Genomic DNA, 21424 nt, shown 5'->3' on the forward strand with positions numbered 1-21424 from the left:
TCTTGGCAGAATGTCAAGAGTTTTTTATTTTTTTACTACCTTTGCGGAGTAATTAGCAGATTATGCCAAATTGGCAAATGGAAAGATTGAATTTATGGCAAAAATACTCATCATAGAAGACGAATCGGCAATTCGCCGTGTGCTTACCAAAATATTAGTAGAAGAAAGCAAAGAGTACGAAGTAGAAGAAGCAGCTGATGGTGTAGAAGGCGTTGAGAAACTCAAAAAAGAGGACTATGACTTAGTGCTATGCGACATCAAAATGCCTAAGATGGACGGTATGGAAGTACTCGCTGAGGTCAAAAAACTCAAACCCGAAATCCCCTTTGTGATGATATCAGGTCACGGCGACCTCGAGACAGCAGTGAACGCAATGCGCTTAGGGGCTTACGACTATATCTCAAAACCACCTGATTTAAACCGCTTGCTCAACACTGTGCGCAATGCTCTCGACAAGAAGAAATTAGTAGTAGAGAATAAACACCTCAAAAAGAAGGTGAGCAAGAGCTATGAGATGATAGGAGAAAGTGCACCTTTGCAACAAATCCGTCAGATGATAGAAAAAGTAGCACCTACCGAAGCGCGTGTGCTCATCACGGGCTCTAATGGTACAGGTAAAGAGTTGGTAGCTCACGCCATTCATTACCAAAGCGAGCGCAGTGAAGCTCCGATGGTAGAGGTGAACTGTGCGGCTATCCCTTCCGAACTGATAGAAAGTGAACTCTTTGGGCATATCAAAGGGGCGTTTACTTCGGCGGTAAAAGACCGTGCAGGTAAGTTTGAGGCTGCTAACAATGGTACTATTTTCTTAGATGAAATAGGCGATATGAGTCTCTCTGCCCAAGCCAAAGTGTTGCGTGCCTTGCAGGAGAACAAGATTACCCGCGTGGGAAGTGATAAGGACATCAATGTAGATGTACGTGTAATAGCGGCGACCAATAAAGATTTAAAAAAAGAAATAGCCGAAGGTCGTTTCCGTGAGGATTTGTACCACCGTTTGGCAGTAATTCTCATCAGAGTACCGTCACTTAACGAACGCAGAGACGATATCCCACTACTTATTGATTATTTTTCAGCAAAAATAGCCGAGGAACAAGGTATTAGTCCGAAGAAATTTAGCAAAAAAGCAATAGAGCTTCTTCAAAAACAAGATTGGACGGGTAATATTCGCGAACTGCGTAATGTAGTAGAGCGACTCATTATCTTAGGAGGCAAAGAAATCTCAGAAGATGATGTAAAAGCGTTTGCAGGAAAATAGTGCGAACCACACTGGCACTTTAAATTAGGAAATAGGTAAGCGTTACAAAATCTTGCCGATTAACTATGAGCAAAATAAAATTCCTCTCTATAACTATTCAGAAATAAAAAATGACGGCAAGGAGTTCTCTCTACCGTCATTTTCTTTATATATAACTCTTCTTATAGAATAAGCATCGCATCACCGTAAGAATAGAATTTATATTTCTGCTCTACGGCTTCTTTATAAGCACGCATAATGAGGTCGTGCCCCGCAAAAGCCGAGACCATCATTAACAAGGTAGATTTAGGAGTGTGAAAGTTGGTAATCATTGCATTGGCTATACTAAAATCATATGGAGGAAAAATAAACTTATTTGTCCAACCGTCAAATGGATTTAGAAAACCATCAGATGAAACTGAGCTTTCCAACACGCGCATTACGGTAGTTCCTACCGCACATACACGTTTTTTATTCACCTTAGCTGCATTAATGATTTTTGTTTGACTTTCAGGAATATGTATCTCCTCACTATCCATTTTGTGCTTAGAAAGGTCTTCTACCTCTACAGGATTGAAAGTTCCTAACCCCACGTGTAAAGTTACCTCAGCGAAGGTAATACCTTTTATTTCCAAACGCTTCATCAAGTGTTTAGAGAAGTGCAACCCCGCAGTAGGTGCAGCAACGGCGCCCTCGTATTTAGCATAGATAGTTTGGTAGCGTTCTTCATCTTCAGGTTCTACCGGACGAGAGATGTATTTAGGCAGAGGTGTTTGCCCTAATTCTGTAAGATGTTGGCGAAACTCTTCATAAGTACCATCGTATAAGAAACGAAGAGTGCGACCGCGAGAGGTCGTATTGTCTATTACCTCGGCTACCAATTCGGCATTTTTGCCAAAATAGAGTTTATTGCCTATCCGTATCTTGCGAGCAGGGTCTACAAGTACGTCCCACAAACGTTGTTCAGCACTGAGTTCACGCAACAAAAATACTTCTATCTTTGCCTTTGTTTTTTCTTTATTCCCATACAAGCGAGCAGGAAATACTTTAGTATTATTCAGTACAAACACATCTCCATCGTCAAAATAGTCGATTACATCTTTAAATAGTCGGTGTTCGATTTCTCCTGTTTTACGATGTATTACCATTAAGCGTGCTTCGTCGCGGTTCTCACTGGGATACTCAGCTAATAGCTCTTTAGGAAGTTCAAAATTAAAGTTTGAAAGTTTCATATATTTTCTATATAATAATCATCAGTTTATAAATGGTATCCTAACTTTTATGCTGAATTTAGAACAATCCATATTGTTCTCCACCATAAATATCCGTAGATATACATTCAAGAAATAGACGCTAAATAAGGGTAAAATAGAGATATAATAACAAAGGAAGATATACCTTATTCATTTCAAATAGCTATTGTATAAAAAGAAAAAGTCGGGATGACTGGACTCGAACCAGCGACCACACGCACCCCATACGTGTACGCTACCAACTGCGCCACATCCCGATTTTTAATTTCAGAGCGCAAAACTACTACCTTTTACAGAAACTACCAAATAAATAGAATAAAATATTTTACAACAAGGGCTATTTATTTGATATACTGAAAAGTCCTATTTTTCTATCTTCCCTAATGAAACTGTAAAGATTCCAAAATCATCTATCAGCATATCCTGCTTTTGCACTCCATTAAGAGAAAATATCCCGTCTAACTCTCGCTGACTACGGCGACGCATCACCCAATCTTTCTCTTGATGACTTTTTAGTACAAAGGCTATCGTTTTGAGTTGTGGGTGCCACGGCTGTCCTGTATAAATCAAAAAACCGTTTTCTGAAATCGACACAACTCCCTTTACCGCCTCATTAGCTAATTTATTATCACCAAAAAGTTCAAAAATACCAGATATGATAGTGATATTAGGACTATAGTCTAAACTTGTGTAGTTATCGGCTTTAAAACAATTGTAGTTAGTGAATCGTATATCTTGAAAGCCTCTTTCTCTGACGGTTTGCTCCCCTTTTTCTATATTAGCTGGTAAAAACTCATTGATGACAATTTCTACCTCTGGGTGCTTTTCTTTGATGTCAAACAAATAATTACCTACTCCTCCAGCAATATCAAGTATCTTTACTTTCTTCCCTTCGGCTTGCAAAGCTTGTATCGCTTTATCTACTTGCTCCAACAAGTGTGCTTTGCGTATACGTACGCCTCGCCACCCAATGGCATTGAGATAACTTTTGTCCATCAGTTTACCTATACCCCATTTCCCCTGAGGAATATTCTTGTAAACGTAATCCATTGAAGCTCCTGAATCAAATCCATATTCCAGTCCTATCGCCATTCCGCCACTGAGGTGTCCTAACTTACTCAGTGCCCATTTCTGAAATCGGTAATAGTACTTTTCTCTATTGGGTATGAGCTCGTATTGCATTATTTCATACTCTTTTTGAGTAAAAGTATCGGGTTTCAAAGAAGGTGATACAAGAGGTGTTTCAAAAGCTCTACTGATAAACTGTTCAAGTAATTTATATACCTCTTCTCTGCCTTGCTCAAACAAAATGCCGTGGTGGAATCCTTCTAAGGTAACAAATTCTTTTATTTCAGAAGATAAGTTTACATAGAATTGTTTCTGCTGCTTGTTAATCACCACAAAGTCTTTTTCAGCTGAAAGCAGTAGTGTAGGAATAGTAATAGCAGCAGCATCTTCGACCAATCGCTTACCTGCATTAGCTAAATCTATAAGCAGTTTCCCGTTGATAGACCGCGTGATAAACCTATCGGTATCATAGGCGCGTTGCTGTTCAGGGTCACGAGTGAGCATTTTAGACTTAACATAACTCTTCACAACAAGATTAGGTTTCACTTTTAGTGCTAATTCTATAGCTTGCTTGGCTAAAGGAACTATTAAATTGATTTCAAAAGCAGGTGCTAAAAGTGCCATTCCAGCAATACGTGGAGCAAAATCGTGTACCCAAGCCGATACAATCACCCCTCCTATGCTGTTGGCTACTACAAAAATATCCTCTTCTTGCACGTCGTATTCTTGTTGCAAAAACTTAGCAAAAGCATCTAAATCTCGTACTGAATCCATAAAAGCAGGCGATACTGAAGCTTTAGTATGCCCGTGTCCTCTCATATCAAAAGCAAAAATATTATAAGACGCAAACAGCGGGTGCGTAGCAAATTCCTGTAAGCGCTCACCGTACTCGTGACCGCGATGTATTACAATAAGTGTTTTTTGTTGAGGCTTGTAATTCCATTCGTAGAAGTATAACTCTGCCCCTTGATACCCCTTGAAAAAACCTGTATTCATCATCTTGTTATTTTATTGTGCAGGCAAAGGTACGCTTTTTAATGATAAAAACAATAAAAGTGAAGGATAATTACTTCATTAAATTAATATTTAAGAAGTATGTAATAACAAAAAAATCACTACCTTTCTTCGTAAGTAGTGATTGAAGATTGTACTCGGAGCGGGACTTGAACCCGCACAGGCATTACTGCCCACTGGATTTTAAGTCCAGCGTGTCTACCGATTCCACCATCCGAGCCTTCTATGATAAACATAAAAAAAGAGCGAAAAACGGGGTTCGAACCCGCGACCTCAACCTTGGCAAGGTTGCGCTCTACCAACTGAGCTATTTTCGCTTATTTCTTTTTCAATAAATTCGCAACTGGCTTTTCCTTTATTTGCGGTTGCAAAGGTACAACAATTATTCATTCCTGCAAATTTTTTGAATACTTTTTTTATAACTTTTTATACTACTATTATAACCTACATTCTCTCAGGAACTTGTATGCCCAGCATTTTAAACGACTCTGCTATAATTTCTCCTATTTTCTTGCTCAACATTACCCTAAAATCACGCTTGCTCTCCTCTTCCTCTCCCAAAATCGATACATTTTGGTAAAACGAATTAAAGTCTTTAACCAAATCATACACATAATTGGCAATAATAGCAGGACTATAACTATCAGCTGCATCTTGTACAACCGATGGAAATAAGGTGATGCTCTTTAACAAAGCCTTCTCTTTTTCGTGTAAACCATTAACTTTTTCTACCGCTGCTACATTCTTACCTCCCATTTCAGCATACTTGCGCATAATCGACTGGATACGAGCGTAAGTGTATTGTATAAACGGACCTGTATTCCCTTGAAAATCAATAGACTCTTTAGGGTCAAACAAAATGCGCTTCTTAGGGTCTACTTTTAATATATAGTATTTTAAGGCTCCCAAACCTATGGTGTGATACAAAGCTTCTTTCTGCGCTTCGGTATAACCGTCGAGTTTGCCGAGTTCTTGTGAAATCTCTTTGGCAGTTTGCTCCATTTCAGCAATAAGGTCATCGGCATCTACTACGGTGCCCTCGCGACTTTTCATCTTGCCACTGGGCAGATCTACCATACCATAGCTCAGGTGATACAAGTGTGATGCCCAATCGTAACCCAACTTTTTCAGGATAAGAAAAAGCACTTTGAAGTGATAATCTTGCTCGTTACCTACCGTGTACACCATTCCTTTTACGTCAGGATAGTCCTTCACACGCTGGGTAGCAGTTCCCATATCCTGCGTCATATAAACCGACGTACCATCAGCACGAAGCACCAACTTCTCATCTAAGCCATCGGCGGTAAGGTCACACCAAACTGAACCATCTTCTTTCTTGAAGAACACACCTTGCTCCAAACCGCGTTCCACAATGTCTTTCCCTAATAAATAGGTATTGCTCTCGTAGTAATACGAATCGAAATCAACACCTAAATTCTTATAAGTAACGGCAAAACCATCGTATACCCAGCCATTCATCTGTTTCCAAAGTTTTATTACTTCGGGGTTGCCCGCTTCCCATTGGCGAAGCATCTCTTGGGCTGCTACAAATATAGGAGCTTGTTTTTCCGCTTCTTCTTTGGTCTTCCCCTGTTCTACTAATTGCTGTATTTCAGCTTTGTACGCCTTATCAAACGCCACATAGTAATTCCCTACTAATTTATCACCCTTCAACCCTGTATTTTCAGGAGTCTCACCATTGCCAAAACGTTGCCACGCCACCATCGATTTGCAAATGTGTATCCCCCTATCGTTGACGATTTGGGTTTTATACACCTTATGTCCAGCTGCTTTTAAGATTTCAGCTACCGAATACCCTAAGAGGTTGTTGCGGATATGCCCTAAGTGCAACGGTTTATTAGTATTAGGCGATGAGTATTCCACCAAAATAGCCTCTTTGCTATTAGGCGTTGCCAAACCAAACTGAGGATTATTCTTCACTTCTTTTAAAAAGTCGATGTAGTAACTATCAGCAATTACAAGATTTAAAAACCCTTTAATAACATTGAAGTCAGTTACCAAATCACCTGCTTTCTCTTTTAAGTAACCTCCTATTTGTTCTCCTATCTGCACAGGATTACCTTTGATATGACGCAATAGCGGAAACACCACAAGAGTAACATCGCCCACAAACTCTTTTTTAGTCTGTTGCAATTCAACGCTTTCTAAGCTCACACCATACAGTTCCTGTACAGCTTGTAATATATGTTGTTTAAGGGTATCGTTTAAGTTCAACATTTGCAAATTCTTTCTTTTGAGAGGGCAAAGGTACAAATAATTTAATATATAAAAACATTTTGCTTTCAGTTTTATTCCCAGCACCCACCTTCTTATCCTCAGCTTTTCCTCACTTTATCCCCCTTCTCCTTTTAGCCATCTATCGCTATTGACCCACTATTGACCCACTATTGACCCACTGTAGAGCCACTGTAGAGCCACTGTAGACCCACTGTAGACCCACTGTAGACCCACTGTAGACCCACTGTAGACCCACTGTAGACCCACTGTAGACCCACTGTAGACCCACTGTAGACCCACTGTAGACCCACTGTAGACCCACTGTAGACCCACTGTAGACCCACTGTAGACCCACTGTAGACCCAGACCCACTGTAGACCCACTGTAGACCCACTGTAGACCCACTGTAGACCCTCTATAGACCCTCTTTAGACCCACCATAGACCCACTTATTGTTCGATTATCCTATAAGCTTTGTATAATCTTCTCCCAATTTCACCATTAATCACTAACCATTAATCATTAATCATTAACCACTCGTTTAGCACACACCTAATCTACTAATTTACCGACCATTATCCCACAACTCAAATAAAATGTTAAAATTTTTCTAATAAAAATTTGGTAGTTACAAAAAAAGAGAGTACCTTTGGCTCGCTTTTTAAGACATTTATTGGGCAATGAACTTTCCATCTGATTTAAAATACAGTAAAGAACACATATGGGTGCGCATCGAAGGTGATATAGCCACAGCAGGCATTACCGATTTTGCACAACACCAATTAGGCGACATTGTGTATGTGGAAGTAGAAACCATAGGCAATACCCTTAATGAAGATGAAATATTTGGCAGTATCGAAGCCGTAAAAACAGTATCCGATTTATTTATGCCCCTCACGGGCGAAGTAATCGCGTTTAATGAACCGCTAAACCAAAAACCTGAGAAAGTAAATACCGACCCATATGGCAAAGGGTGGATAATACAACTGAAAATAAGCGATATTACCCAGTTAGATAATCTACTCTCAGCCGAAGCGTATAAAACTCTAATAAATGCTTAAAAAACACAAATACACTTTGTTATGGGGTATATGGACGATAGCTATTATCACTCTAAGTCTTATCTCATCCAGCGAAATGCCCAAAGCACCTCACATTCCCTATTTAGACAAAGTTGCTCATTTCAGCTTCTATTTCGGTTATACGGCACTGTTTATATTAGCATTTGGAAGTAAATTATGGGCAGTAATCACCGCCTTATTTTTAGGCGCAACAATGGAAATATTACAAGGCTTACTTACCACTACTCGCTCTGCCGACTATATTGATATGCTCTTCAATACATTTGGCACAGTTGTTGCTCTACTGTTTATGAGAAAGTATGAAAAGCTTTTCAGATAAAAAGTATATTTAATAACCTTTTAAAAGAAAATCATTATGCAACCTAAAAAAAATCCGAAAGCCGATTTGGCAAAAAGTAGCGGATTGTTCTTTGCCATAGGATTCGCTCTTGTATCAGCCCTTACCTTATGGGGGTTCGAAACAAAAGTGTATGACAAAAGCGTTCAAGACAACCGTACGTCAGATGTGGATAAGGCTCTTGACGAAAATCAAGAGAACTACACAATGGAGACCCCTCCTGAAACTCCACCACCTCCACCACCTCCAGCCCCTACAGCGGTAGAGGAAGTAAAAGTAGTGGAAAACGATACTAAAATCGAAGAACAAGTAATCGGTACTACTGAAACTACTAAAAATGAGCAAATAGCTAAAGTAGAAGAAATTAAACAAACTGTAGTAGAAGAAGCTCCTGATGTAGATGTACCTTTTACTATTATCGAAGATAAACCTATGTTCGAAGCTTGTAAAAACGTTCCTAAAGATCAACAAATGAAATGTTTTCAAGAAAACTTGAACAAACACGTAGTAAAGAACTTTAGCTATCCACAAGCTGCCGCCGAAATGGGTATTCAAGGAAAAGTATTTGTAAACTTCCGCATCAATACCGATGGTTCTATTACCGTTTTAGGAGTGCGTGGTCCCGATAAAGTTTTGGAAGAAGATGCTAAGAAACTTATTATGAAACTTCCTAGACTTATCCCTGGTAAACAACGTGGTAAACCTACACCAGTTACCTTTGCTTACCCTATCAACTACAAATTACAAAATAACTAAAAAACAAAAGCCAATAGCATTTTACTATTGGCTTTTTTATTTAACGTCAGTTCGATAATATAATACTGATTTACAGCTTTTACAATGTAATCTGTGAAATCTAATAACGAAGATAGTCATCTGTGGATTTTTGTTCCATAATATTAAAATCTATTTGTGTCTAAATCCGTGCAATCTGTGTAATCTGTGCGAGGCTTTCAGGCAACTTGTTGCCTATTTGTTTGATTTGTATAGATTTGTAAGATTTCTGTAGCGTAAGCTACACTTTTCTTACATCAAACTCACGTTATTTAATAATTCTACATTTATAGTTAGGCAAAAATGATATGCAAATGTTTGTAGATTCAAAGTCTTCAAGAACTCAATATGCAAGGACAATCCGCGCTTCTTAAGTAATCAGTCTTAATCTTAACTTTTAACTAATCGCTCTACAACACTTCTATCATTCGCCAATCGTTGTATTTTATTCTGTCCGCCGAGTTTTCCTTGCGACTTCATATAAGAGGCAAAACCGCCTTCGGGAACTTCCGTAATTTTAAGCGGTTGGAGTACTTTACCTTGTATGAGGTCATAGTAATACATATTCTGTTCTTGTAATGCCTCATCTATCACTTGGGCAAAGCGTTTCATATCGGTAGGTTTTTGCTCAAATTCTACAAACCATTCGTGATAAGGCAATTCACCCCCTACCGGATTTACCTGAGGAGCGACCGTAAATTCTGTGATACGTACTCCCGTAGCCTCTAAACCCTCTCGCATTGCCTCTTCCACTTCTTTACCAATCACGTGTTCGCCAAAAGCCGAAATAAAATGCTTAATGCGCCCTGTAACTACTATGCGGTAAGGCGCAAGCGAAGTAAATTGCACCGTGTCGCCTATGTTGTAACCCCAAAGTCCGGCATTGGTAGATATAATGAGCGCATAATTTACCCCCAATTGTACGTCCTGCAAAGCCACTCGTTTGGGAGCATCGCTGAAGAAAGTATCAGCTTCTACAAACTCGTAAAAAATACCCGAATTGAGCAGTAAGAGCATTCCTTTCTCTGTTTGACTATCTTGATAGGCAAAGAATCCCTCGCTGGCGGGATAGAGTTCTATGCTATCCACTTTGCGCCCGATGAGGTGCTCAAATTGTTGGCGATAAGGCTCGTAATTCACCCCTCCATAAATAAACAAGTTGAAGTTAGGAAACAATTTTCCTATCTTGATACCTGAGCGCGTGTATAACCGCTCGAAGTACATCAGCACCCAAGAAGGTATCCCGCTGATGAGAGTCATATTTTCAGAAAAAGTTTCGGTAACAATCGCTTCTACTTTGGTCTCCCAATCTTCTATACAGTTAGTTTTGTATGACGGCATACGATTGCGCTGCAAATAAGCAGGCACATAGTGCGCAACTATGCCCGAAAGTCGCCCTGTTTTAATGCCGTTTTTTTCACCTAAAATAGGACTTCCTTGCAAGAAAATCATTTTTCCTTCTACAAAATCGGCTTTTTTAGTCTCGTGTATATAACATAAAATCGCATCACGTGCTGCCTGAATATGGAAGGGCATCGAGGCTTTGGTAATAGGGATATACTTCGCCCCGCTGGTAGTCCCTGAAGTCTTGGCAAAATAGAGCGGTTTGCCTTTCCATAACACATCTTTTTCACCCTCCACTACCCTATCAATGTAAGGGCGTAAGGCTTCATAATCGCGTATAGGTACGCGAGCCACAAAATCTTCATACGTTTGGATTTCCTCAAAATGATGGTCACGCCCAAAAGCCGTATTTTTGGCTTGTTCTATAAGCGACTGGAATACTTTTTGTTGTGTGTCTATTGGAGCTTTAGCCCAGCGGTCTATCTTTTTTTAACGATAGAGGCAAATATTTTAGATAAATATGATTTAATCATAATGAAGTCTGTTTGACTCCGCAAAGATACTACTTTTTTTAATTTGCAATACAATGAGTATTAATTTTATAACAAAGCCATTCCTCTCTCCGCATCATTTTACGCTATTGAGAAGAATGGCAAAAAGGTTTCTTGGATATTCACAAACTCCAAGAGTTATTTTTAGTAAGGTATATCATCTTCGGTTGAAGCTGTTGAAGGTGCGCCAAAAGCCTGCTCCGGATTGGCAGTAGGTACAGTTTCAAAAGCTACATTTTCATTCATTTTCGAAACAAATTCTTGTGTTCCCATAGGTAAATAGCTTCCACTGTCGTATTCCTCTAAGTTAGCAAACCTTCCCAAATGTCCTTCAAACTTCAATCGGATACTATCCAAACCTCCATTGCGGTGTTTAGCCACAATAAACTCAGCTTGTCCAGCGGTAGGTGTTCCTGATTCGTCGTCCCATTCTGTAATTTTATAGTATTCAGGACGGTAGATAAACGATACAATATCGGCGTCTTGCTCAATAGCTCCTGATTCACGTAAGTCGGATAACTGCGGACGCTTTTGCTGTCCAGGACGTGATTCCACATTACGCGAAAGCTGTGAAAGCGCTATTACGGGTATGTTCAACTCTTTAGCAAGAGCTTTTAAGTTACGAGAAATTGTAGAAATTTCTTGCTCGCGGTTACCCACTCCTTTGCTACCTCCTGCCGTCATCAACTGTAAGTAATCAATAATAATTAGCTGAATACCGTGCTGTGTAGAGAGTCGGCGCGCTTTAGCTCGGAGGTCAAAAATTGATATAGAAGGCGTATCATCTATAAAAAGAGGAGCCTTTTCTAGGTCTTTCACCTTAGTATTTAACACATACCACTCGTGCTCTTCCAACTTTCCTGTACGCAATTTCTCTGACGACAGACCTGTTTCTGAGGAAATCAAGCGCGTAATAAGCTGTACCGACGACATTTCCAATGAGAAAAACGCTACAGGTATCCCCTGCCCTACTGCTATATTTCTTGCCATAGAGAGCGTAAGAGCTGTTTTCCCCATACCTGGGCGTGCCGCTACGATAATAAGGTCGCTCGCTTGCCAACCTGAGGTGAGTTGGTCGAGCTTGGTAAAGCCCGAAGGTACTCCACTAAACCCATCAGTTTTATTAGAGAGGTCTTGTATTTTCTTGAGTGCTTTTATCACCAAATCTCCCGCTGCTTCACTGGAACGCTTTAGGTTACCTTGTGTTACTTCATAGAGTTTCTGCTCAGCACTGTCCAATGAATCAAACACATCGCGAGTATCGTCGTAAGCGTCTTCTATAATTTCCGAAGAAATTTCAATGAGCTTGCGCTTGATGAACTTCTGTAAAATAATACGCGCGTGAAATTCTACGTTAGCAGATGATGATACTCGTTGGGTGAGATTAATAAGGTAAAACTCTCCTCCCACCGCCTCCAAATTGCCATTTTTGCGAAGTTGTTCTGCCACCGTAAGCAGGTCGATAGCTTCCGATTCGTTGAAAAGTTCAAAGATAGCTTGATAGATAAGTTGATGTTGTTTTTTATAAAAAACTTCAGGGTTGAGTATGTCTATCACATCATCAACGCCTTTCTTGTCAATGAGCATAGCTCCCAAGATAGCTTCTTCAAGATTGAGGTCTTGTGGAGGGAGCTTTCCTCGCTCTAAACTCACTTGTGTTCGCGAGAATGGTTGTATTGCAGGAACAATTTCTGGTACTGATGTGTTTTCTGTTTCGTTCATACGGCAAAGATACGAAATAGTTTAATTTGGGGTAGATGATTTTACCCACAAACACTGTTAATAGTCTGTTGATAACTTCTGAAAAGTTTTCTTTACTCTTCTATTTAGCAACCGTTTACTATCTTCATTTTATAAAAAAAGCGCTTAAATAGCGCCTTTATAAGTTGTTGATATTATCATTTCATTACTTCTCACTGAACACTCCCATCGCAAGGTACTTGTTCATTCGTTTTTCAACCAATTTATCGGTGGGAAGCTTCTTCAAATCCTTATAAGTGTCCAATATCACTTTGCGAACAGTAGCAAACATCATTTCGCGATCGCGATGTGCCCCCCGAGTGGTTCCTTAATAATCTCATCTATCAGTTTTAACTTCTTCATATCAGGAGCGGTGAGTTTTAGTGCTTCAGCTGCCTCCTTTTTGTACTCCCAGCTACGCCATAATATAGAGGAACAAGACTCTGGCGATATTACCGAATACCAAGTATTTTCAAGCATATACACTTTATCACCTACACCGATACCTAGCGCTCCTCCCGAAGCTCCTTCGCCTATGATAAACACTATTACAGGCACTTTCAAACGTGACATCTCCAAGATATTGCGAGCAATAGCTTCTCCTTGTCCGCGTTCTTCAGCTTCAATACCAGGGAAAGCTCCTGGCGTGTCTACAAAGCTCACTATAGGAATGTTAAACTTTTCAGCTTGTTTCATCAATCGCAAGGCTTTGCGATACCCTTCGGGGTTTGCCATACCAAAATTGCGATATTGTCGCATCTTAGTATTTACTCCTTTTTGCTGACCAATAAACAAAAAACTCTGGTCATCTATCTTTCCAAAACCTCCTATCATCGCCTTATCGTCTTTCACTGTACGGTCGCCGTGAAGTTCCAAAAAAGTGTTTCCTGCAAGTGAGTTGATATAGTCAAGAGTATAAGGTCTCTCTAAGTGACGAGAGATTTGCACTCGTTGCCACGCCGTGAGATTACCATAAACTTCCTTCTTTACTTGGTTGAGTTTCTTTTCTATCTTCTTGCAAGCATCAGTCATATCCACATCACTTTCATTACCGATGACCTGACACTTTTCCATCTGTTCTTCAAGCTCTTTAATAGGTTGTTCAAAATCTAAATATTCCATAAACTAAGCGTTATTTGATTTTTTAGAATGCAAAGATATAAAATAATTTTGAATTACGAACTAATATTTTTTGTTTATAAGCTTAACTTCCTTTTTTTGTCCAGCAATTCTCCCAAGCAATTAAATGATTATCAACGTTTGTTCAATATAACTCCAACTAATTTGCTAATTTAATCTCCCGTCTCTTCTATCCCACCCATCTTACCTCGTCCCTCTCTTCCTCATTTGCCAATTTCCAAATCTGCTAATTCTCTAATTTTCCAATCCGCCTACCCACTTTCCGTCATAACTCTATTGCCTATGCCCTAAGACCTCACACCTCCCCATTTTACTAATTTTCTAATTTGCTAATTCCCTAATTATCCCTTCTCTTTTCCGTCGTTACATTCCCCCTCTCCTTGGGAGAGGGACGGGGTGAGGATTCTTTTTCTTTCGTCTCGAAACCCCATTTTTAACATTTTTAGCACTGTTGTATTGTGTTATGAATCAACTGCTTATATACCCTTTCTATACCAATCGTCCAAGATTCGTATAAGCTTCCTATAAGCTCTCTATAAGCTAACCCCACCCTCCTTACAGCCTTTTTGCACCAATTTTTCTCTCAACCCTCTTCCGATTTTCTTCATTTTCTTCCGACACCTCCTTAGTACCTCTGTTTCCTCTCCAACCCTTCCCAAAAACTCAGAGTTTTTCGGAGTTTCTCTGGCAATTCTCAAATGTCTGACTCGTCCGGTCTGTCCTATAAGTTCGACCTGCCAAATAACTATTTTCATCTCTTCCTTTTACTAATTTGCTAATTTCTAAATTTACTAATCTACCAATTTTTGTTTAATTTCTAAGGCACAACCTCACCTCTTTAAATCGAAGTTACGTTGTCTTAAAAAATATTTTCCTTTTTTCTTTTCTATTAAAAAAAACTTCCGTACTTTTACCGAAATTTTTTAAACCGATACAATCTCATTATATAACGTAAGTATCATATATAAAATTACTAAAAATATAAAATTTAAAATTATGACAAAATTTAGAACAGAATCCGACCTTATAGGCGACTTGCAAGTGCCCGCCGATGCTTACTATGGCGTACAAACACAACGCGCCATCGAAAACTTCCGCATTACAGGAACTAAAATGGGTGATTACCCTGAGTTTGTAAAAGCTATTGGTTATGTAAAACTCGCCGCAGCTCAAACAAACCACGCTTTGGGATTACTCCCCGACGAACTGCTCAAACCTATTTCTGAGGCTTGCAAAGAAGTAATCGAGGGGAAGTTTAACCATCAGTTCCTCGTAGATATGATTCAAGGAGGGGCTGGTACTTCGGTGAATATGAACGCTAATGAAGTAATAGCCAATCGCGCCTTGGAAATTATGGGGTATCCTCGCGGTGATTACCAACACTGCTCTCCTAACGACCACGTGAATCAATCACAATCTACAAACGACGCTTACCCTACTACTGTAAAGTTAGCTGTTATCAAGATGAACGAAACGCTCATCAAGCGCCTATCATTGCTCATTGAGGCTTTTCGTAAGAAAGGTAAAGAGTTCGCCGATGTAATAAAAATGGGGCGTACCCAGTTGCAAGATGCCGTACCTATGACGCTTGGTCAAGAATTCGAAGCTTTTGCAGCCAACCTCGAAGAAGAAATCGCCCGCTTGCAAAGCAACGCCAAGCTCTTCTTGGAAATCAATATGGGAGGTACCGCCATTGGTACAGGACTCAACGCTCCTAAGGGATATGCCAAACTATGTGCCGAAAACCTAGCTAAACTCACAGGCGAAGCCTTCGTTACTGCCTCTAACTTGGTGGAAGCTACTCCTGATACAGGTTCATATGTAATTTATTCCTCTGCGTTAAAACGTATGGCTGTAAAACTCTCTAAGATTTGTAACGACTTGCGTTTGCTCTCTTCAGGACCTCGTGCAGGACTCAACGAAATCAACCTGCCTAAAATGCAACCTGGTTCGTCTATTATGCCCGGCAAAGTAAACCCCGTTATCCCCGAAGTAGTGAACCAAGTATGCTTCAAAGTGATTGGTAATGACCTTACCGTTACCTTCGCCGCTGAGGCAGGTCAGTTGCAACTCAACGTAATGGAACCCGTGCTCTGCCAGTGCATTATCGAGTCTATCGTATTCTTAGAACGCGCTATCGACACCTTGCGCACCAAGTGTATCGAAGGTATTACCGCCAATCGCGAAGTATGCCTCAATATGGTAAAACACAGTATCGGTATCGTTACAGCACTCAATCCACATATAGGGTATAAAAATAGCACCAAGATAGCCAAAGAAGCCCTTGAAACAGGTAAGTCTGTGTACAATTTAGTATTAGAACACGGCTTGCTTTCTAAGGATAAGCTCGATGAGATTTTAGACCCCAAGAATATGTTAGGCGTTTAATAATTTATAAATTTAGAGATTTCAATATTCAACAAGAAAAGGCGTAACCTTTTTTAATATCAACTTCCAGTTACGCCTTTTCTTATAAAAACCAACAAAAATGTTAAGAGATAATACTACCCGTGCTAAGAATGCCATAATAATGTTGTGGATATCCTTTGCTTTTTTATTCATATTTCTGATTTCAGATATTTTTGAACTATATGTTATTAGAGAGTTCCTTGTAGGTGAAATAGATGACGAATTGTTTGCAAGAGCTGAACTGAGTGATGTTTTCTCAGGTATAGTAGGTATTTTGTGGCTTGTGATATTCATTATAATGAGTATTCTTTTTTTGATGTGGTTCAGGCGCGCTTATTACAACTTGCACCAACTGAAAAATAACCTCTCATATACCGATGGTTGGGCAGTAGGAAGCTGGTTCATTCCTTTTGCTAACTGGGTACTCCCATATCGCATAATGAAAGAAATATACGATAGTACTCGCAATCTTTTCATACAAAGGGGAGACATACAACCCAAACTACCTACTAATTTTGTAACCATTTGGTGGACGTTTTCAATTATTTCTTCCGTAGTAAATTACTTTGTTTTTAGAGCCTCTATGCTTGATGACCCTACTATCGAGATGTCATATACAACCTCAATTATAAATGTGATTGGTACCCTTTTGTTAATCATTTCCTTTTTTTTATGCATCAAAGTCGTAAAAGATTACGCCAAGGTAGAACCCTTATTATCCAATCTTCAAAAAGACGAAACTAATACTAATAATTTATGAAACACTATTTTAGAACAGTAAGTACCCTACTAAGTTTACTACTCTCTCCTTATTTATTAGCCCAACACAAGCCTTTGGGTGGTTTTGCTTATGGCACTCTCTCAGCCCCTACGGGTAAAGAATGGGAGTCAGTAGAAGAACTCTCGCTTAACAAAGAGTACCCTCGTGCTTATTTCTTCTCGTTTAAAGACGAAAAGACGGCTACCCAAGTATTGCCTGAACATTCTCCCTATTGGAACTCTCTCAATGGACAATGGCAATTCCACTGGTGCAAAACCCCCGAAGAGCGTCCCAAAGATTTCTATAAACCCGATTTCGACGCTTCTGCTTGGGAGACAATTCCTGTGCCTTCTAACTGGAATATCTACGGTATACAGAAAAACGGTACGCTCAAATATGGAGTGCCTATCTATGTAAACCAACCTGTGATTTTCTATCACGAGCGCAAGGTAGACGATTGGCGTAAAGGAGTAATGCGCACTCCTCCTAAAACGTGGACAACCTATGAGTATCGCAATGAGGTAGGCTCTTATATTCGCGATTTTGAAGTACCTACCGATTGGGACGGTCGTGAAATCTTCATCGATTTCGATGGAGTAGACTCTTTCTTCTACCTTTGGATTAATGGGCAGTATGTAGGCTTTTCTAAAAACTCACGCAATGTAGCTTCTTTTGATATTACCAAATATCTACACAAAGGCAAGAATAAAGTAGCCGTAGAAGTATACCGCAATTCCGATGGTTCTTTTCTCGAATCACAAGATATGTTCCGCCTACCTGGTATATTCAGAACAGTAGCCTTGCGCAGTACTCCTAAGGTGCAAATCTTTAACCTCAACATTCTTACAGATACCCAAAACCTCACCGATTGGCAGTTAAAAGTCAATGCCGAAGTGCGCAACCTCAGCCCAAAAGCAGTCAAAGATTATCAAGTGCGCTATAACGTATACGAAGTCTCATTGTATAAAGACGACGTTACCTCCACTGCTACCAAAGGAAGCATTCCCCTAAAAACAGTAGCCCCTAACGCTATCGATAAGGTGAGCGGTACAATAACCGTAAAGAATCCTAAACTATGGTCGGCTGAGGCGCCTCATCGTTATGTGCTCGTAGCTCAACTTTTGGATAAAAAAGGGAAGGTGATAGAAACAGTATCGTCTTACTTTGGCTTCAGAAAAGTTGAAATCAAAGACACTAAGGCTGAAGACGATGCTTTCGGAAAGGCAGGAAGGTATTATTATCTCAATGGTAAAACTATCAAATTTAAAGGCGTAAACCGTCACGAAAGTCACCCCGCACAAGGGCACGTGCTCACACATCAACAAATGGAAGAAGAGGTGATGATGATGAAGCGAGCTAATATCAACCACGTGCGCAACTCTCACTATCCACCCGACCCTTATTGGTTTTACCTCTGCGATAAGTATGGCATTTATTTAGAGAACGAAGCTAATATAGAGTCTCACGAGTATTACTACGGCAAAGAATCACTTTCTCACCCTAAAGAATGGGAAAAGGCTCACACAGCCCGCGTAACCGAAATGGTAGAGGCTACCTATAATTCGCCTGCCATTGTGATATGGTCACTTGGTAATGAAGCAGGTCCTGGTCAGAACTTTGTAACGGCTTATAATCACCTCAAAACACTCGATACTTCTCGCCCTGTACAATACGAGCGCAATAACGACATCGTAGATATGGGCTCTAACCAATATCCTTCCGTAGCGTGGGTACAGGGTGCTGCTACAGGTAAGTACGACATCAAATATCCGTTTCACATCTCGGAATACGCGCATTCTATGGGTAATGCGGTAGGAAATCTCGCCGACTATTGGGAGGCTATCGAAAGCTCCAATTTTCTATGCGGAGGTGCTATCTGGGATTGGGTAGACCAAGCGATGTACAACTATACCAAAGACGGCATTCGCTATCAAGCCTATGGAGGTGATTTTGGCGACTTCCCTAACGATGGTCAGTTTGTGATGAACGGTATTATCTTTGCCGATAGAACAGTAAAACCACAGTACTACGAAGTACAGAAAGTGTATCAGAATATAGGCGTGAAAAAACTCAATAGTTTTACTTTTGAAATTTTCAATAAAAGCTATTTTACTGATCTTTCAAACTATGAGGGTATATGGAAACTCTATAAGAACGGTGTACTTGTAGAAGAGCGTCTCTTTGAAGTGCCTTCTGTGATGCCACAGCAAAAATCAAGTGTGACTATTACCCCTGTAACCTTAGATAGCAATGAAGAATATTACAGTATTGTAGAATTCCGCCTTAAAGCAGATACCCCTTGGGCTAAAAAAGGATTTGTGCAAGCTCGCGAACAATTCTTAATGCAACCTGCTACCCAAAAGCCTTCTCTTTCCTCTGTAGCCAAAGGAGAAAAACTCACTCTTAGCAAAGACAAAAAGACCATTACCGGAAAAGACTTTTCAGTAACTTTTGATTTCGATAAAGGTACGATAGGTACACTACGCTATGGTGAGCATACTATTATTGCCAACAGCAACCTAAGTCTCAACGCTTTCCGCGCCTTCACCAATAACGACAACTGGATATACGAACAATGGTTTGAAAAAGGATTGCATAACCTGCGTCATAAAGCCATTGCTTCCTCAGTGAAACCTAATAAAGAAGGTGGTTATACATTCTATTTCACGGTGGAATCACAAGCACCTAATGCAGCTAAAATAACAGGTGGTGCCAGCTCAGGACGCAATAAGATAGAGGAACTTACCCACCAGAAATTTGGTGCAAACGACTTTAAGTTCACTACCAACCAAATTTTCACAGTCTATCCCGACGGATCTATCGAACTACAAGCTAGCGTGGTGTCTAACGATGCCTCTTTGGTATTGCCACAATTGGGCTATTTACTCAAACTGCCTAAGCAATACGAGAATTTCACCTATTACGGTCGCGGTAAACAAGATAATTATCCCGACCGCAAATCGGGGGCTTTTGTAGGTCTCTACAGCGGTAAAGTAGCCGATGAATTTGTGCCTTTCCCTAAACCACAAGATATGGGGCAACACCAAGAAACCCGCTGGGCAGCTCTTACCAATGCTCAGGGTGCCGGCGCAGTGTTTGTAGGGGCTGAACCGCTATCGGTAGCAGCTTTGCCTTATAAAGCTATCGATATGACTCTGGCAGGACACCCCTACCAATTGCCAGAACCTGACGGCGTGTATTTGCAACTGAACATAGGCAACACAGGTTTGGGCGGACATAGTTGCGGTCCTCGTCCGTTGTTGCGTGACCGTTTGTTAGCGACCCCTCATAATTTCGGTTTCATCATTCGTCCAGCCAAAGAAGGTTTACAAACCATAACCAATGTAAGTGCAAGCGGTGAGCAACCTCTTTCTATTACTCGTAGCAAAGTAGGAAAAGTATCTATCAGTACAGCCAATGCCCTTGCAACTATCTATTACAGCATCAATAATAGTAAAGCACAGAAATACACCCTTCCTTTCGATTTGCCTAACGGAGGTACTGTAAAAGCGTGGTTTGCAGGTAATGAAACTCAAAAGTACACCCTTACTTTCGGTAAAGCCGAAAGCACGGCAATGGAAGTAATTTTCGCCAGCAGTGAAGAAGCAGGCGTAGGTGACGCCAAACATTTAGTAGATGGCGACCCCAATACCATTTGGCACTCTGCCTATTCAGTTACTGTAGCCAAACACCCACATTGGGTAGATTTTGATATGGGTAAGGTAGTTAATGTAAAAGGCTTTAGCTTTACCCAGCGCACTGATAGCTGGAGCGGAAAGGTAAAAGATTACCAAATACAACTGAGCAACGACGGTAAGAACTGGGGCGAACCTGTGAAAGTAGGAGCTTTTAAAGATGTGAGTAGCGCCCAACAAGTGTTGCTCGACAAAGTTACAAAAGCACGCTATGTGCGTTTCACCGCCCTAAGTGATTTCTATGGCGAAGATTTCGCCACAGGTGCCGAATTTATGGTGATATTAGAATAGAAATTTAATTTGTTGTCATTGTAAGTTAAATTAAATTTAATTGAGGGGAGGCTGGCTCTTAAAGAGCCAGCCTCCCCTGTTATTCGTTATTCACCATTCGTCCCTACACCCCCTCTCCTTGGGAGAAGTCTCCGAATAGGAGAGTATGTGATTGGGGTGAGGATTCCCTTTCTTTCGTCTCGAAACCCCGATTTTAACATTTTTACCCTTGTTGTATCATATTATTAATCAACCATTTATACACCCTTTCTATACCAATCGTCCAAGATTCGTATAAGCTTCCTATAAGCTCTCTATAAGCTAACCATACCCATCTAATAGCCTTTTTTCATCAAAAACCCTCTCTCTCCTCTTCCGAATTCATCCGTTTTCTTTCGCTCTCTCTAACCTATCCGATTTGTCCGACAAGCCTCACCTATCAATAAACAATTTTTATCACTACTCATTTACTAATTTTCTAATTCTCTAATTCTCTCATTTTCTCATTTCTG

General features: G+C 40.3%; 12 protein-coding genes, 3 tRNA genes and 2 pseudogenes. 7 read left to right on the forward strand and 10 right to left on the reverse strand.

Annotated elements, in window-relative coordinates; all coding sequences use genetic code 11:
* Positions 1–94 precede the first annotated feature (94 nt).
* Positions 95–1258: a sigma-54 dependent transcriptional regulator gene (locus AM608_RS04425; RefSeq protein WP_002676357.1), complete on the forward strand. Its 1164-nt coding sequence runs from the start codon at positions 95–97 to the stop codon at positions 1256–1258.
* A gap of 161 nt (positions 1259–1419) precedes the next feature.
* Here AM608_RS04425 and queA read toward each other — a convergent pair whose 3' ends face one another.
* The 7 genes from queA to AM608_RS04460 all read right to left on the reverse strand — a co-directional run bounded on the left by queA (position 1420) and on the right by AM608_RS04460 (position 7251).
* Positions 1420–2469, reverse strand: coding sequence for a tRNA preQ1(34) S-adenosylmethionine ribosyltransferase-isomerase QueA (queA, locus tag AM608_RS04430; RefSeq protein ID WP_009410665.1), 1050 nt, complete (start codon positions 2467–2469; stop codon positions 1420–1422).
* A 205-nt stretch (positions 2470–2674) separates the two neighbouring features.
* Positions 2675–2747, reverse strand: a tRNA-Pro gene (locus tag AM608_RS04435).
* Positions 2748–2853: 106 nt separating this feature from the next.
* On the reverse strand, positions 2854–4554 hold the full coding sequence (locus AM608_RS04440) for a bifunctional alpha/beta hydrolase/class I SAM-dependent methyltransferase (protein WP_053580895.1): 1701 nt from the start codon (positions 4552–4554) through the stop codon (positions 2854–2856).
* A gap of 152 nt (positions 4555–4706) precedes the next feature.
* Positions 4707–4792: transfer RNA gene (locus AM608_RS04445), tRNA-Leu, on the reverse strand.
* Between the two features lie 24 nt (positions 4793–4816).
* Positions 4817–4889: transfer RNA gene (locus tag AM608_RS04450), tRNA-Gly, on the reverse strand.
* Positions 4890–5016: 127 nt separating this feature from the next.
* Positions 5017–6810, reverse strand: a complete 1794-nt coding sequence (gene argS, locus AM608_RS04455) for an arginine--tRNA ligase (protein WP_053580896.1) — start codon at positions 6808–6810, stop codon at positions 5017–5019.
* Positions 6811–6966: 156 nt separating this feature from the next.
* Positions 6967–7251, reverse strand: coding sequence for a hypothetical protein (locus tag AM608_RS04460; RefSeq protein ID WP_053580897.1), 285 nt, complete (start codon positions 7249–7251; stop codon positions 6967–6969).
* 239 nt (positions 7252–7490) lie between these two features.
* On the opposite strand from AM608_RS04460, the gene gcvH reads away from it, so the two are divergent.
* The 3 genes from gcvH to AM608_RS04475 are packed head-to-tail and all read left to right on the forward strand — an operon-like array spanning position 7491 to position 8985.
* Complete coding sequence (gene gcvH / locus AM608_RS04465; RefSeq protein WP_053580898.1) at positions 7491–7871, forward strand: glycine cleavage system protein GcvH; 381 nt, start codon at positions 7491–7493, stop codon at positions 7869–7871.
* Positions 7864–8211 carry a VanZ family protein gene (locus AM608_RS04470; RefSeq protein WP_053580899.1) on the forward strand — a complete coding sequence of 116 codons (348 nt, stop codon included), beginning with the start codon at positions 7864–7866 and terminating at the stop codon, positions 8209–8211. Before gcvH ends, AM608_RS04470 begins: the two co-directional genes overlap by 8 nt.
* 36 nt (positions 8212–8247) lie before the next feature.
* The gene (locus AM608_RS04475; RefSeq protein WP_053580900.1) at positions 8248–8985 is read left to right on the forward strand and encodes an energy transducer TonB; all 738 of its coding nucleotides are present in this window, start codon (positions 8248–8250) and stop codon (positions 8983–8985) included.
* 408 nt (positions 8986–9393) lie between these two features.
* On the opposite strand, the pseudogene AM608_RS04480 reads toward AM608_RS04475, so the two are convergent.
* From AM608_RS04480 to AM608_RS04490, 3 genes and pseudogenes are all read right to left on the reverse strand, one after another.
* A pseudogene (locus tag AM608_RS04480) lies at positions 9394–10880 on the reverse strand (GH3 auxin-responsive promoter family protein).
* A 162-nt stretch (positions 10881–11042) separates the two neighbouring features.
* Positions 11043–12620 (reverse strand): replicative DNA helicase, encoded by a 1578-nt coding sequence (gene dnaB, locus AM608_RS04485; protein ID WP_009418771.1) that lies wholly within the window; start codon positions 12618–12620, stop codon positions 11043–11045.
* 184 nt (positions 12621–12804) lie between these two features.
* Positions 12805–13760, reverse strand: a pseudogene (locus AM608_RS04490) (acetyl-CoA carboxylase carboxyltransferase subunit alpha).
* Between the two features lie 1014 nt (positions 13761–14774).
* On the opposite strand from AM608_RS04490, the gene aspA reads away from it, so the two are divergent.
* The 3 genes from aspA (at position 14775) to AM608_RS04510 (ending at position 20933) form a co-directional block, all read left to right on the forward strand.
* Positions 14775–16166: an aspartate ammonia-lyase gene (gene aspA / locus AM608_RS04500; RefSeq protein ID WP_009410654.1), complete on the forward strand. Its 1392-nt coding sequence runs from the start codon at positions 14775–14777 to the stop codon at positions 16164–16166.
* Between the two features lie 100 nt (positions 16167–16266).
* A complete protein-coding gene (locus AM608_RS04505) occupies positions 16267–16947 on the forward strand; it encodes a DUF4328 domain-containing protein (RefSeq protein ID WP_053580902.1) in 681 nt (226 codons plus the stop codon).
* Positions 16944–20933 (forward strand): glycoside hydrolase family 2 TIM barrel-domain containing protein, encoded by a 3990-nt coding sequence (locus tag AM608_RS04510; RefSeq protein ID WP_053580903.1) that lies wholly within the window; start codon positions 16944–16946, stop codon positions 20931–20933. The genes AM608_RS04505 and AM608_RS04510 overlap by 4 nt, the downstream gene beginning before the upstream one ends.
* Positions 20934–21424 lie beyond the last annotated feature (491 nt).

The organism is Capnocytophaga sp. oral taxon 323 (assembly GCF_001278825.1).
Taxonomy (GTDB): Bacteria; Bacteroidota; Bacteroidia; order Flavobacteriales; family Flavobacteriaceae; genus Capnocytophaga; species Capnocytophaga ochracea.

What these genes read in the sequence shown, in the direction of transcription:
- argS (WP_053580896.1), bottom strand. Translation starts at nt 6,810, where the DNA reads ATGTTGAACTTAAACGATACCCTTAAACAACATATATTACAAGCTGTA.
- AM608_RS04505 (WP_053580902.1), top strand. Translation starts at nt 16,267, where the DNA reads ATGTTAAGAGATAATACTACCCGTGCTAAGAATGCCATAATAATGTTG.
- queA (WP_009410665.1), bottom strand. Translation starts at nt 2,469, where the DNA reads ATGAAACTTTCAAACTTTAATTTTGAACTTCCTAAAGAGCTATTAGCT.
- AM608_RS04475 (WP_053580900.1), top strand. Translation starts at nt 8,248, where the DNA reads ATGCAACCTAAAAAAAATCCGAAAGCCGATTTGGCAAAAAGTAGCGGA.
- dnaB (WP_009418771.1), bottom strand. Translation starts at nt 12,620, where the DNA reads ATGAACGAAACAGAAAACACATCAGTACCAGAAATTGTTCCTGCAATA.
- AM608_RS04470 (WP_053580899.1), top strand. Translation starts at nt 7,864, where the DNA reads ATGCTTAAAAAACACAAATACACTTTGTTATGGGGTATATGGACGATA.
- gcvH (WP_053580898.1), top strand. Translation starts at nt 7,491, where the DNA reads ATGAACTTTCCATCTGATTTAAAATACAGTAAAGAACACATATGGGTG.
- AM608_RS04425 (WP_002676357.1), top strand. Translation starts at nt 95, where the DNA reads ATGGCAAAAATACTCATCATAGAAGACGAATCGGCAATTCGCCGTGTG.
- aspA (WP_009410654.1), top strand. Translation starts at nt 14,775, where the DNA reads ATGACAAAATTTAGAACAGAATCCGACCTTATAGGCGACTTGCAAGTG.
- AM608_RS04460 (WP_053580897.1), bottom strand. Translation starts at nt 7,251, where the DNA reads ATGGTGGGTCTAAAGAGGGTCTATAGAGGGTCTACAGTGGGTCTACAG.
- AM608_RS04440 (WP_053580895.1), bottom strand. Translation starts at nt 4,554, where the DNA reads ATGAATACAGGTTTTTTCAAGGGGTATCAAGGGGCAGAGTTATACTTC.
- AM608_RS04510 (WP_053580903.1), top strand. Translation starts at nt 16,944, where the DNA reads ATGAAACACTATTTTAGAACAGTAAGTACCCTACTAAGTTTACTACTC.